Genomic DNA, 12,220 nt, shown 5'->3' on the forward strand with positions numbered 1-12,220 from the left:
CGCGACTATCCCAACACAGCCATGCGCATTGCGCATATCGCCTGGTTAAAACTTGAGCAATCCTGACTTATTCAAGGCAAATTGCTGAAAATTCGATGTCAGCCACTACTCAAACACACGGCTGATGGTCGAAACGCACTGCAACTCCTTCAGCTGGCCCATCAACTGGTTGAGCTGCCGCAGATCCCAGACCTCAAGGTCGATATGCACCTCGGTGAAATCGGCCGCCACGCGCGCCATGGACATCGATCGTATGTTGATGTCGCTGGTCGCGATGACCTGCGTGACTTCGGCCAGTGTGCCCGGCTCGTTCAGGGCATTGATCATGATGCGCGCCATGAAGCGGGTGTTGTTCGCCTCGTCGAGATCCCAGCGCACATCGATCCAGCGCTCCGGTTCGTCATCGAACTTCTGAAGCGCCGGCGACTGGATCGGATAGATGGTGATGCCCTTGTCCTTCTCCATAATGCCGACAATGCGGTCGCCGGGAACGGCGCCGCCGGCGGAGAAATGCACTTCGGCATTGCCGGAGAGGCCACGGATCGGCAGGGCCTCCGGGCCCGATTCGCCCTCGCCGTCTTCCAGCGCGGCCTTCGTCTTGCCGGGCAGCTTGAAGACCATGCCGGCGGCGCTGCGCATGTTGAACCAGCCCTCGTCGGTGTTGGGCTTCACAGTCACGCGCTCGTCCTGATAATCCGGGAAGACGGCGCGCAGCACATCGAGCGAAGAGAGTTCGCCACGGCCAACGGAGGCGATGGCGTCTTCCACATCCTTGTGGCCGAGCCGGTGCAGAACAGGCTTCAGGCCGTCGCGCGAAAAGGTCTTGCCGGCACGATCGAAGGTGCGCTCAAGGATGCGGTAGCCGAGGCCGGAATACTGCTTGCGAATGGCTGCACGCGTCGCGCGGCGGATAGCTGCCCGCGCCTTGCCGGTCACGACGATCTCTTCCCAGGCCGGCGGCGGCACCTGGATGCCCGAGCGGATGATTTCCACCTCGTCACCATTGTTGAGGCGCGTGACGAGCGGCATGATGCGGCCGTTGATCTTGGCGCCGACGCAGGTGTCGCCGATATTGGTGTGCACCGCATAGGCAAAATCGATGGGCGTCGCGCCGCGCGGCAGCGTGATCAGCTGGCCCTTGGGCGTGAAGGTGAACACCTGGTCCTGGAACAGTTCCAGCTTGGTGTGCTCGAGGAATTCTTCCGGGTTGTCGCCCTCGGCCAGTGCCTCGATGGTCCGGCGCAGCAGGGCATAGGCATTGGAGCGCGGCGAGCGTGCGGCCTCCTCGTTGACCGGCTCCTTGTCCTTGTAGAGCGAATGCGCGGCGATACCGTATTCGGCGATCTCGTGCATGCGCTTGGTGCGGATCTGCAGTTCGATGCGCTGGCGCGACGGCCCGACGATCGTGGTGTGGATCGACTGATAGTCGTTCTGCTTGGGCGTCGAGATATAGTCCTTGAAGCGGCCCGGCACGACGCGCCAGCGCGTGTGCACGATGCCGAGTGCCGCATAGCAGGCGGGAATGTCGTCGACGAGGATGCGGAAGGCGTAGACGTCGGACAATTGCTCGAAGGAGAGCGACTTCGACTGCATCTTGCGAAAGACCGAATAAGGCTTCTTCTGCCGGCCCTTGACGAGGGCATCCGGCAGGCCGTTCACGACGAGCAGTTCGCGCAGCTCCTCCTCGATCTTGCGGATCAGTCCCTCGTTGCGCTGCGACAGCTCCTCCAGCTTGCGCGAGACGGTCTCGTAGGCTTCAGGATTGATATGCCGGAAGGACAGGTCCTCCAGCTCCTCGCGCATGTCCTGCATACCCATGCGGCCGGCGAGCGGCGCATAGATGTCCATCGTCTCTTCGGAGATGCGGGCGCGCTTTTCCGGCGTCATGTGCTCGAGCGTGCGCATGTTGTGCAGGCGATCGGCGAGCTTGACGAGCAGAACGCGCACATCGTCGGAGATGGCAAGCAGGAGCTTGCGCAGGTTTTCGGCCTGCTTGGCCTTCTTGGAAACGAGGTCGAGCTTCTTGATCTTGGTCAGGCCCTCGACGAGGGCGCCGATATCCTCGCCGAACAGTTCGTCGATTTCCGCGCGCGTCGCGCTGGTGTCCTCGATCGTGTCGTGCAGAAGGGCGACGGCGATGGTCGATTCGTCGAGCCGCATCTCCGTGAGGATGGCAGCCACTTCGAGAGGATGCGAGATGTAGGGATCGCCGCTCGCACGCTTCTGCTGGCCGTGCTTCTGCATGGCATAGACATAAGCCTTGTTGAGCAACGCCTCGTTGGCATCGGGCTTGTATTTCTGAACCCGCTCCACGAGTTCATATTGACGCATCATTCTCGGTGGGCTCCCTCCCCGGCTCGTTCAGGCGGGGCAAACAAAAAGTGCGCCCCGAGCTTAGAAGGGGCGCACCGATATTCACAATAATAAAGGTTTCGGAATGGCTACCGAAATCAGTAATCGTCGCTTTTTTCCGGCGGAACGAGGCCTTCGATGCCGGCGAGCAGCTCTTCTTCCGACATGCGGTCGAAAGCGATCGTCTCAGGCTGGTCGTCGTCCTCGTCGGCGGTTGCGGTCGTGGCATCTTCTGCCAGCAGGCTTGCCGGATCGGGCTCGGGCTCGTCGACCTCAACATGCTTCTGCAGCGAATGGATCAGATCTTCCTTCAGATCGTCGGGCGACAGGGTCTCGTCGGCGATCTCGCGCAGCGCCACGACAGGGTTCTTGTCGTTGTCGCGATCGATGGTGATGGCCGCACCCTGCGAGATGAGGCGGGCGCGATGGCTTGCCAAGAGAACCAGCTCGAAGCGGTTGTCTACCTTGTCAATGCAATCTTCAACGGTGACACGGGCCATTGCCTGTCCTTTGTGATCGAGAATTTCAGGAGTTTGCATGCCCGATACAGGCAAAGGACGGCAAATTCAAGTTTTTCCTTGCCGGACGCGCCTTTCGCGGACGCCGCAAGCCCGCGCCTGTAATTCCCGGTTGAGGTTTGCGCCCACGAAAAGACGCGGCACGGCGCCCCGAACGGCGAGGATAAAGGCCGGTAAATACTTCCCAATTCCGATATTGTGAAATGCACGGGCACCGTGCTTCTGGAAAAAATGCGCCGCAACCCGTGTTTGCTTGGAAATGCCACCAACCTGCCCTAAATGACAAATAAATGAAATATGCATAATGCCACCGGAAAACGCAGCCATGCACGCCGGCGTGGCGTGGCTTACGCATTATCCGGACCTCTACTTAAGGGATTTTTTGAAATGTTCGACCCGCGCGAGAAAATCGCACTCTTCATCGATGGCGCCAATCTCTATGCAGCATCCAGAACACTCGGGTTCGACATCGATTATCGGAAACTGTTGAAAGCATTTCAAAAACGCGGCTACCTTCTACGCGCTTATTACTATACGGCGCTGATAGAGGACCAGGAATATTCATCCATCCGCCCGCTGATAGATTGGCTCGACTATAACGGCTACAAGGTTGTTACAAAGCCGGCCAAGGAATTTACCGACTCGCTCGGTCGCCGCAAGATCAAGGGCAACATGGACATCGAACTGGCCATCGACGCGATGGAACAGTCCGAGACGGTCGATCACCTCGTCATCTTTTCAGGCGACGGCGATTTCACGACGCTGGTCGAGGCGCTTCAGCGCCGTGGCCGCAAGGTCTCGGTCGTCTCGACCATGCAGACCCAGCCGCCGATGATCGCCGACGATCTGCGCCGGCAGGCGGACTATTTCATCGATCTTGGCACGCTGAAGGCCGAAATCGGTCGGGATCCCTCCGAGCGCCCGGCCCGCTCGGCGGAAGCAGCGGAGACCGCCGCAGACTGACATCAGGCAGAAAGGTCGCGCACGAAACGGAACGCTCCCTTTGGAAACGCCTGTGCCCTGCAAAACCAGACTTTTCAACGCTTCGTTAAACATCGAGGAAAATAGCGCGGAACCCCATTAGTATTCCGCAAGGTTCTGCTGCTATTCAAAATGCGGTAAACACATCCCGCATTGGAATATCCTGTAATGGTCGACGCAGTATCGCTTTCTGGCAACAGCTACCGGGCAGCAACGCAGGCTCTTGCGCTGCGTCCGGCCGCCCCGACTGGCGAGACCCGTCCAAGCGTTTCGTCGCCCGCCGTTACGCAACCGTCCGATGCTGCGGACGACGTGGGCGACTTGAGCTTTCTCTATGCGACCAACGGCCTTCCGGGCAATTCGGCCGCCTCGTCCAGCGCTGTCGAGCGCGCCGTAAATGCCGATACCACACGGCATACGCCCAGCCCGCTCGCCATCCAGAGCGCCGACCTCAACGCATTGATGTCGTCCTTCCTCACGGCGCGCACGCCGGCCAGCGGCGAAACGGCTGCACGTACCGTCATCAACCAGTCGATGATCGCCCAGCTCTACAGTCAGTTCTGACGCGGAACGCGGGGAACCCGTTCAGCCGCGGTCGCGCAGCAGGCGGCCCTTCTGGCGGTTCCAGTCGCGTTCCTTCTCGCTCTCGCGCTTGTCATGGAGCTTCTTGCCCTTGGCGAGCGCAAGTTCCAGCTTCGCGCGGCCGCTATCGTTGAAGTAGACCTTCAGCGGCACCAGCGTCATGCCCTCGCGGTTGATCGCGGAACGCAGGCGATGGATTTCCCGCTTCGATAACAGAAGTTTGCGGCGGCGGCGGGTCTCGTGGTTGAAACGGTTCGCCTGCAGGTATTCCGGCAGGTAGGAATTGATCAGCCAGATCTCGCCGCCCTCGTCCGACGCGTAGGACTCGGCGATGTTCGCCTTGCCCTCGCGCAGGGATTTGACCTCCGTGCCGGTCAACACGAGACCGGCCTCGTAGGTATCCACGATCTCGTAGTTGTAGCGGGCCTTGCGGTTCTCCGCGACTATCTTCTTGATCGTTGTCGGACGTGCCTTGGTTGCCATGTCAGTTCAACAGACCAGCATGGCGAAGGGCTGCATCGATGGCGGCCTCCGTTGCCGGCTCCAGGCTGGGAAGCAGGGGCGAGCGCACCGCACGGTTGCCGCCGCGGATGCGGTGCAGGCCGTATTTCGCGCCACAGACGCCCGGTTCCATGAAGATCGCCTTGTGCAGCGGCATCAGCTTGTCCTGATAGTCGAGCGCCTTGGCGTAATCCCCCGAAAGCGTCGCTTCCTGGAACTCCGCACACAGGCGCGGCGCCACATTGGCCGTGACCGAAATGCAGCCGACGCCGCCATGGGCGTTGAAGCCGAGGGCTGTCGCATCCTCACCCGAGAGCTGGACGAAATCCTTGCCGCAGGCGATGCGCTGCTCGGAAACGCGCTCGATCTTGCCGGTGGCGTCCTTGACGCCGATGATCGACGGGTGCGCCTTATGCAGCGCGCCCATCGTTTCCGGCGTCATGTCGACGACCGAACGGCCGGGGATGTTGTAGATCACAATCGGCAGTTTCACGCTTTCCGCAATGGCGGAAAAATGCGCGAACAGTCCCTTCTGCGTCGGCTTGTTATAATAAGGTGTCACGACGAGGATCGCGTCTGCGCCTGCCTTTTCGGCGTGGCGGGCCAGATCGATCGCTTCCTTCGTGTTGTTGGAGCCGGCGCCCGCGATGACGGGAACGCGGCCCTTGGCAACCTCGATGCAGAGCTCCACCACCCGTTTGTGCTCGTCATGCGACAAAGTCGGCGATTCGCCCGTGGTGCCGACGGGTACGAGGCCGTGGCTGCCCTCACCGATCTGCCATTCGACATGGGCGGCGAATGCCGCTTCATCGACGGCACCAGCATCGGTGAACGGGGTGACGAGAGCGGGAATGGATCCCTTGAACATCGAGAACTCCTAGGACCAGAGCCGCCCGGAGGCTTACATGCTTTGGCCGTATTCCGTGGTTAAAAACGAAGGCACAATAGTCATGTGACAGTCATGCGGCAAGCGGCGTGAAAGGCGTTTTTCGTGCACGATCAAGGCGAAAGTGCCGCAACGACGCGAATATCCGTGTCATTCTGTCCGTCGTTCGAAAGCGCGGGCCTTCACGGCTTGGTGACCGGACCGGTTAAGCATTCGTTAAGACAACAAAGGGTTAATGATTGTCGAGGATCAGGCGAACCATGACCAACGCCGCCTGCCAGGCATCCAGGACGTGAGATGATCTCAAAACGCAGTCTTGCCCTTTGCGCGCTGTTGCTGGCCGGCGTGGCCGGTCTTTCCCTTCGCCCCTCTCGCGTGGAAGCGGAGAGTGTCGCCACACCCACGATCAAGCCGCTCGGTTTCGCTGCCGAGATGCCATCGAAGGACATCATCACCAACGCCATTCCGCGCGGCGACGCCGTGCCTAAAGTGAACCCTGCGCTCAAGGCCGGGCTGGACGCGCTTTCCAACCGGGATGCAGCGGCCGCGATGGTTGCACGCGATCGTCTGTCCAGGGATAGCCTCGACCGCCATATCCTGACATGGGCCATCGCGGTTTCCGGCCAACGCGGCGTGCCATCGTGGGAGATCGCGGAGGCGCAGAGGGAGTTGAAGGGCTGGCCGGGCCTGAAGGCGCTGCGTGGCCATTCAGAACGGGCGCTTGCCCGGGAAAATCCACCGACATCAGACGTGCTCGCCGCCTTCGGTACGACCCGCCCCGAAACGGCGGAAGGCGCCGTCGTGCTTGCCCGCGCGCTCATCGCGACGGGCGATACGGCCCGCGCGACGGACGTGCTGCGTACCTTCTGGCACAGGGAGGCGATGAACACGGATATCGAAACGCAGATCCTCGACGAATTCGGCAGGCTTCTGACCATCGCGGACCATCGTGCCCGCATGGAAATGCTGCTCTACCGGGACCGCGCCGACCAGGCGCAGCGTTTCGGCGATCTCGGTCAGGCGCAATCGCTTTACCGCGCCTGGGCCGCCGTCATCCGCAAGAACAAGAATACGGCCACGCTCATCAAGGCGGTGGATGCCCGCTGGCAGAACAATCCCGCTTACACCTATCTGCGCATCCGCAACCTGCGCAACAACGAGGAATACCGCGCCGCCGGCAAGCTCTTCTCGGCCATGCCGGAAGACCCCGCCCGGCTGGTCAATCCGGGCGCATGGTGGAACGAGCAGCGCATCGTCAGCCGCGGCCTTGCCGATCTGGGCGACTATCGCGACGCCTACCGGGTTGCCGCCCATCACGGCGCAGATGATGCAACCGATATCGTCGAGGCGGAATTCCATGCCGGCTGGTACGCGCTGCGCGATCTCGGCGACGCAAAGACCGCGCACAAGCATTTTCAGCGCATCCTGCAAGCCTCCGACCGCCCGCTGTCCGTGTCCCGCGCCTGGTACTGGCTGGGGCGCGCGGCGGAAAAGGGCGGAACCGGCGACGCGAAGGAATATTTCGCGAAGGCCGCGAACTTTCCCGGCACCTTCTATGGTCAGCTCGCCGCAGCAAGGCTCGGCCGCACGGCCTTGAATGTCGCCTATCCGAAGCCGACGGCAGAGGAACGCGGCCGCTTCCATGCGCGCGAGGCTGTCCAGGCCATCGCGCGGCTGCAGGCCGCCGGCCATGGCTGGCGCGGTGACAGCCTCTACCGCGCGCTGGCCGCCGAATTGGTGAGCCCCGGCGAACTGGCGCTGCTTGCGGCACAAGCGGAAAAGGGCGGCAACCACCAGCTGTCGCTCCAGATCGGCAAGATCGCCTTCGGCCGCGGCATCGATGTGGCGGCACTGGCCTTCCCGGTCGGGGTCATTCCCGATGGCGCCAACATTTCCGGCTCGGGCAAGGCGCTGGCCTATGCCATTGCGCGCCAGGAAAGCGCCTTCAACCCGGCGGCCGTTTCGCCGGCCAATGCGCAGGGATTGTTGCAACTGATGCCGGCAACGGCCCAGGGTGTCGCGAAACGCTACGGCCTCGCCTATTCAAAGGAGAAGCTGACGACGGACGCTGCCTACAATGCCACGCTCGGCGCGCATTATCTCGGCGAGCAGATCAATGACTTCGGCGGCTCCTACGTGCTGACCTTCATCGCCTACAATGCCGGCCCGCGTCGTGTGCCACAATGGATCGCCCGCTACGGCGACCCGCGCGGCAAATCGGTCGACGAGGTGGTGGACTGGATCGAGCGCATTCCGTTCTCCGAGACCCGCGGCTATGTCCAGCGCGTGATGGAGAACTACCAGGTCTACAAGACGCGGCTTGGCCAGAAGGCTGATATCGAACACGACCTCGTCGCGGGGCGTTAACCGCCCCTGCCCCTGAAAACTCCGGTGCGAAAGCGCTACGCACCGTGCTCTTTTTTGGTCTAGGCTTTCGCCATCGGACACGAGGGCGCAGGTATGGAAGACTTTATCAGCCGCTTCACTACCACGACGGACGGACTGCAACTCCATGTGCGGGACTATGCGCCCGTGTCTGGCGGCGCCTCCCGGCTTCCCGTGATCTGCCTGCCAGGGCTCAGCCGCAACAGCCGCGATTTCCATCCATTCGCAGAGCGCCTTTCCAAGGATACGACAACGCCACGGCGCGTCGTTGCCATCGATTATCGCGGCCGGGGCCGCTCGAGCCGCGATCCGGATCCCACACATTATAATGTCGGCGTGGAGTGCAGCGACGTGCTGGCCATCTGTGACGCGCTCGGCATCGCGCAGGCCATCTTCGTCGGCACCTCGCGTGGCGGATTGATTCTCCATATCATGGCGACGTTACAGCCGGAGCGGATCGCGGCGGCGGTTCTCAACGACATCGGGCCGGAGATCGAGGCGGAGGGTCTTCGGGATATCCGTGACTACCTCTCGCGGCAGACCGCGCTCGATGATTTCGAAGCGGCGGCCGACCATCTCGAAGCCGTTCACGGCCCGGCCTTCCCTGTCCTAACCCGGCAGGACTGGCTGGATATGGCAAACGCAATCTATGTCGAGGACAATGGCTGCCTGGTCGCAGACCACGACTCTGCGCTTGTGGCGCCCTTGCGGGCCATGGATTTCTCCCAGCCCCTGCCGACGCTCTGGCCACAATTCGCCCTGCTGGCCCAAAAGCCGCTGCTCGTGGTGCGCGGCGAATATTCCAAGCTTTTTTCCGCGAAGACATTGGCGCGCATGAAGGCGCAGGAGCCGATTATTGAAACCACGACGGCAAATGGCCAAGGCCACGCTCCCCTACTGCACCAGCCGGGATTGTTCGAGCGGGTCAAGGCGTTTCTGGACAATTACTAACGTCCAGCGCGGATGGAACGCCGTATGGCGCGAAAGCCTAAAAAACGAAAAACCCGCAGCCTCGAAAAGGCTGCGGGTCTATTCCTAGCTCAACTTCAGATTAGAAGTTGCGCTGCAGGCGGAGGAAGCCGCGAACGAAGTCGTCGTTGTCCGCACCGTCATCAACCTTGTTCCAGTCGGCGGTCGCCAGCAGGTTCAGGCCGGATACGACTTCGTAACCGATCGTCGCACCAACGCGCCACTGATGCGTGTCGTTGACGAAGTCAGCACCACCGAACGACAGCTTGTCGAAGTACTGCACGCCGGGGGTGATCGTCAGGCGCTCCGTGGCCTTAAAGGCGTAGGAAGCGGCAACGGTCCACTCAGAAGCGGCCCAGTAAGCATTCGGGTCGGAAGCCCAGATACCGGCAAGCTGGAAGGTGCCCGGACCGGCCTCAGCCGACAGGATAGCGCGGATCGCGCCTTCTTCTGCAGCATTGTCGTAACCACCGAGAACATCAAGGTTCACGCCACCGAGCGAGAAGCCAACCGTACCGGCAATACCGAAGTCGTGATAGTGATCACCCAGAACGATCGGCGGACCAAAGGAATCGATGATATCATACTCGATTTCGTCAACCGAGAGACCTGCACGCCAGGTGCCGCCATCGTAGGTGTAAGCGATCGAGTTGAAAGCCGTGATGTTACCAAGGGTGTCGTTCTCACCGTTGATACCGCTATCCCACCAGCTGTAGAACTTACCGACCTTGAAGCCGGCCAGTTCGATGAAGGCTTCATCGATGTAGAAGTCGTTGCCCGAACGCGAACCAGCACCGCCAGCATTGGCTTCGATGTTGATGTACGAACGCAGCGTGCCGAGCTCGGTGTCGTTACGGGCATCGAGGTTCACGTTGATGCGCGTGAACGAATCCCAATCAGAGGCACCGCCGTCACGCAGGTAGTCCTGGTTCGAGCTAACGCCGACCGGGTCGTTGTCCGAACCAAACGAGGTCTGGAAGCGAACGAAGCCGCCGATCTTGAGGCAGGTTTCGGTGCCCGGGATGTAGAAGAAGCCGGTGCCGAAGGCGTCGCAAACGCGAACGTATTCCATGGGCTCGGGCTCAGCAGCGACGATGGCGTCGGCGGCCTGTGCGCCGGATACTGCCACGAGAGCGGCAGCGGAGCCGATGAGAAGGCTCTTGATGTTCATTTCTGACCTCCAGTCAAAAAGTTTCAAACGGGTCTGGGTTTTTTGCTGAAGGACAGCGTTCCCTGCCCCATCCCCAAGTTCAGGAAGCGGACGAACAACCGCCCCTGCTTCCGAAAGTGAAAATACAAGACGCGTTTCCGTAAGCAATCATCAAACTGAAACGAGGCAGGGTTTCTGTCAGCCTTCGCCCGTGCCTGTTGCGCAAAGGACACAAAATGGCAGCCGGGATCGCTAAAAGTTTATGGATCCTTAACAAAAAACCTTATGTAGCCGTCACTTAGCCGGTGGCGCATCCCTGGTGACGCCGTCACAATCCAGGCAGAAAGCCGGCAGACGCGGCCTCTTCGCATGACGAGAGCGCGGTTTTTATGGGGCACTTCATGGATTGGGTCACCGCTGCCTCAAGGAAAATCGAGAATCGGTGCGCCATGTGGCTCGTTCGATTCGCCGGCGAATCGTGACCGCTTACGCAGCCGCTTGATGCGACTTCGCTCTAGGTCCGCACTGAACATTTAAGGCTTTGGATGACGTTGCAATCGGAAAAGCACGTACACTTCCATTTCGGCGACACACAACCCTCGCACACAAACACACTTTATATATTGCATATGGAAGCCAGGGGTTGATCAACCAGCAGAAAGCCACACGCGCGGCTCTTTTTGACTGGAGGTCAGAAATGAACATCAAGAGCCTTCTCATCGGCTCCGCTGCCGCTCTCGTGGCAGTATCCGGCGCACAGGCCGCCGACGCCATCGTCGCTGCTGAGCCCGAGCCCATGGAATACGTTCGCGTTTGCGACGCCTTCGGCACCGGCTTCTTCTACATCCCGGGCACCGAAACCTGCCTCAAGATCGGCGGCTTCGTTCGCTTCCAGACCTCGTTTGGTCGTGACATCGGCGGCACTGCAAACGAGATCGACACGAACCTCGCTGGTTCTCACTCCGATTGGGATTCGTTCACGAAGGTTCAGGTGCAGTTCGACGCTCGCAATGACACCGAACTCGGCACGCTGCGTTCGTACATCGCAATCGAAGCCAATGCTGACTCTGATCAGAACGGTGGTGATGGCGATTTCGATATCGACGAAGCCTTCATCGAACTCGCTGGTTTCAAGGTCGGCTTTTTCTATAGCTGGTGGGATAGCGGCATCAACGGCGAAACCGACACGAACGGCAACACGACAGAGTTCAACTCGATCGCTTACACCTATGATGGTGGCACGTGGCGTGCAGGCCTCTCGCTTGATGAAATCGAGGGCGCTGAATACGTCAAGAACAATCACAATCCTCTCGTCGTTGGCAACAACTTCAACCACAACAATCTTGGCGTAGCAGGTACTGTTGGCTTCTCACTTGGCGGTGTAAATCTCGACATCCTCGGTGGTTATGACAACGCCGTCGGTGAAGGCGCAATCCGCACAATCCTTTCCGCAGACCTTGGCCCCGGCACTTTGCAGGTTCTTGGCGTCTGGGCTTCTGACCCGAATACGTATTGGGATGCATCCGAGTGGAGCATCGCAGCCTCATACGCTTTCAAGGCGACGGAAAAGCTGACGATTACGCCTGGCGTTCAATACTTTGACAATCTCGCTCTTAGCGGCAAGGTCAAGGGTCTCCCGAGCTACGGATTTAACAAAAACGAAGATCAGTGGCGCGTGGGCGTGACCGTAGGCTACGAGATCGTATCCGGTCTCAACTTCCTCGGTACGGTTAACTACAACAACCGTGACTCGAATGTTGCCTCGCGTGATACGGACTGGACTTCCGGCTTCCTGCGTCTGCAGCGCAACTTCTAAGCCAATCTGGCTTAGCTTATCCAAAAGCGAAGAACCCGGCCTTCGGTCGGGTTTTTCCCGTTCCGGCTAGTTTTTGGGGT

At 60.3% G+C, this 12,220-nt stretch carries 11 protein-coding genes; 5 read left to right on the forward strand and 6 right to left on the reverse strand.

Annotated features, from left to right (window positions below; all coding sequences use genetic code 11):
* Nucleotides 1–105: 105 nt before the first annotated feature.
* The 3 genes from MNR02_RS11535 to MNR02_RS11545 all read right to left on the reverse strand — a co-directional run bounded on the left by MNR02_RS11535 (nucleotide 106) and on the right by MNR02_RS11545 (nucleotide 3,197).
* Entirely contained in the window at nucleotides 106–2,334 is a 2,229-nt protein-coding gene (locus MNR02_RS11535) for a bifunctional (p)ppGpp synthetase/guanosine-3',5'-bis(diphosphate) 3'-pyrophosphohydrolase (protein ID WP_241946873.1), read from the reverse strand.
* A gap of 116 nt (nucleotides 2,335–2,450) precedes the next feature.
* Nucleotides 2,451–2,852 (reverse strand): DNA-directed RNA polymerase subunit omega, encoded by a 402-nt coding sequence (rpoZ, locus tag MNR02_RS11540; RefSeq protein ID WP_241597006.1) that lies wholly within the window; start codon nucleotides 2,850–2,852, stop codon nucleotides 2,451–2,453.
* 66 nt (nucleotides 2,853–2,918) lie between these two features.
* Nucleotides 2,919–3,197: a hypothetical protein gene (locus tag MNR02_RS11545; RefSeq protein ID WP_241946874.1), complete on the reverse strand. Its 279-nt coding sequence runs from the start codon at nucleotides 3,195–3,197 to the stop codon at nucleotides 2,919–2,921.
* A gap of 60 nt (nucleotides 3,198–3,257) precedes the next feature.
* Here MNR02_RS11545 and MNR02_RS11550 point away from each other — a divergent pair, with 60 nt between their 5' ends.
* Both MNR02_RS11550 and MNR02_RS11555 read left to right on the forward strand, forming a co-directional pair.
* The gene (locus MNR02_RS11550) at nucleotides 3,258–3,833 is read left to right on the forward strand and encodes an NYN domain-containing protein (RefSeq protein ID WP_241946875.1); all 576 of its coding nucleotides are present in this window, start codon (nucleotides 3,258–3,260) and stop codon (nucleotides 3,831–3,833) included.
* A 186-nt stretch (nucleotides 3,834–4,019) separates the two neighbouring features.
* A complete protein-coding gene (locus MNR02_RS11555; RefSeq protein ID WP_241946876.1) occupies nucleotides 4,020–4,415 on the forward strand; it encodes a hypothetical protein in 396 nt (131 codons plus the stop codon).
* 21 nt (nucleotides 4,416–4,436) lie between these two features.
* On the opposite strand, the gene smpB is transcribed toward MNR02_RS11555, so the two are convergent.
* Both smpB and dapA read right to left on the reverse strand, forming a co-directional pair.
* A complete protein-coding gene (smpB, locus tag MNR02_RS11560) occupies nucleotides 4,437–4,916 on the reverse strand; it encodes an SsrA-binding protein SmpB (RefSeq protein WP_134649770.1) in 480 nt (159 codons plus the stop codon).
* Nucleotide 4,917: 1 nt separating this feature from the next.
* The gene (gene dapA / locus MNR02_RS11565; RefSeq protein ID WP_241946877.1) at nucleotides 4,918–5,802 is read right to left on the reverse strand and encodes a 4-hydroxy-tetrahydrodipicolinate synthase; all 885 of its coding nucleotides are present in this window, start codon (nucleotides 5,800–5,802) and stop codon (nucleotides 4,918–4,920) included.
* A gap of 318 nt (nucleotides 5,803–6,120) precedes the next feature.
* On the opposite strand from dapA, the gene MNR02_RS11570 reads away from it, so the two are divergent.
* Both MNR02_RS11570 and MNR02_RS11575 read left to right on the forward strand, forming a co-directional pair.
* Entirely contained in the window at nucleotides 6,121–8,187 is a 2,067-nt protein-coding gene (locus MNR02_RS11570; RefSeq protein ID WP_371746745.1) for a lytic transglycosylase domain-containing protein, read from the forward strand.
* Nucleotides 8,188–8,280: 93 nt separating this feature from the next.
* On the forward strand, nucleotides 8,281–9,156 hold the full coding sequence (locus tag MNR02_RS11575) for an alpha/beta fold hydrolase (protein ID WP_241946878.1): 876 nt from the start codon (nucleotides 8,281–8,283) through the stop codon (nucleotides 9,154–9,156).
* Nucleotides 9,157–9,256: 100 nt separating this feature from the next.
* On the opposite strand, the gene MNR02_RS11580 is transcribed toward MNR02_RS11575, so the two are convergent.
* On the reverse strand, nucleotides 9,257–10,345 hold the full coding sequence (locus MNR02_RS11580; RefSeq protein ID WP_241946879.1) for a porin: 1,089 nt from the start codon (nucleotides 10,343–10,345) through the stop codon (nucleotides 9,257–9,259).
* A 676-nt stretch (nucleotides 10,346–11,021) separates the two neighbouring features.
* Between MNR02_RS11580 and MNR02_RS11585 the strand changes: the two genes are divergently transcribed.
* Nucleotides 11,022–12,140, forward strand: a complete 1,119-nt coding sequence (locus tag MNR02_RS11585) for a porin (protein WP_241946880.1) — start codon at nucleotides 11,022–11,024, stop codon at nucleotides 12,138–12,140.
* Nucleotides 12,141–12,220: the final 80 nt, after the last annotated feature.

The organism is Shinella sp. H4-D48, assembly GCF_022637395.1.
GTDB classification, from domain to species: Bacteria; Pseudomonadota; Alphaproteobacteria; order Rhizobiales; family Rhizobiaceae; genus Shinella; species Shinella sedimenti.

Coding starts and splice junctions, on each gene's coding strand:
- dapA (WP_241946877.1), bottom strand. CDS start 5,802: ATGTTCAAGGGATCCATTCCCGCTCTCGTCACCCCGTTCACCGATGCT.
- MNR02_RS11585 (WP_241946880.1), top strand. CDS start 11,022: ATGAACATCAAGAGCCTTCTCATCGGCTCCGCTGCCGCTCTCGTGGCA.
- MNR02_RS11550 (WP_241946875.1), top strand. CDS start 3,258: ATGTTCGACCCGCGCGAGAAAATCGCACTCTTCATCGATGGCGCCAAT.
- MNR02_RS11535 (WP_241946873.1), bottom strand. CDS start 2,334: ATGATGCGTCAATATGAACTCGTGGAGCGGGTTCAGAAATACAAGCCC.
- smpB (WP_134649770.1), bottom strand. CDS start 4,916: ATGGCAACCAAGGCACGTCCGACAACGATCAAGAAGATAGTCGCGGAG.
- rpoZ (WP_241597006.1), bottom strand. CDS start 2,852: ATGGCCCGTGTCACCGTTGAAGATTGCATTGACAAGGTAGACAACCGC.
- MNR02_RS11545 (WP_241946874.1), bottom strand. CDS start 3,197: ATGGCTGCGTTTTCCGGTGGCATTATGCATATTTCATTTATTTGTCAT.
- MNR02_RS11580 (WP_241946879.1), bottom strand. CDS start 10,345: ATGAACATCAAGAGCCTTCTCATCGGCTCCGCTGCCGCTCTCGTGGCA.
- MNR02_RS11555 (WP_241946876.1), top strand. CDS start 4,020: ATGGTCGACGCAGTATCGCTTTCTGGCAACAGCTACCGGGCAGCAACG.
- MNR02_RS11575 (WP_241946878.1), top strand. CDS start 8,281: ATGGAAGACTTTATCAGCCGCTTCACTACCACGACGGACGGACTGCAA.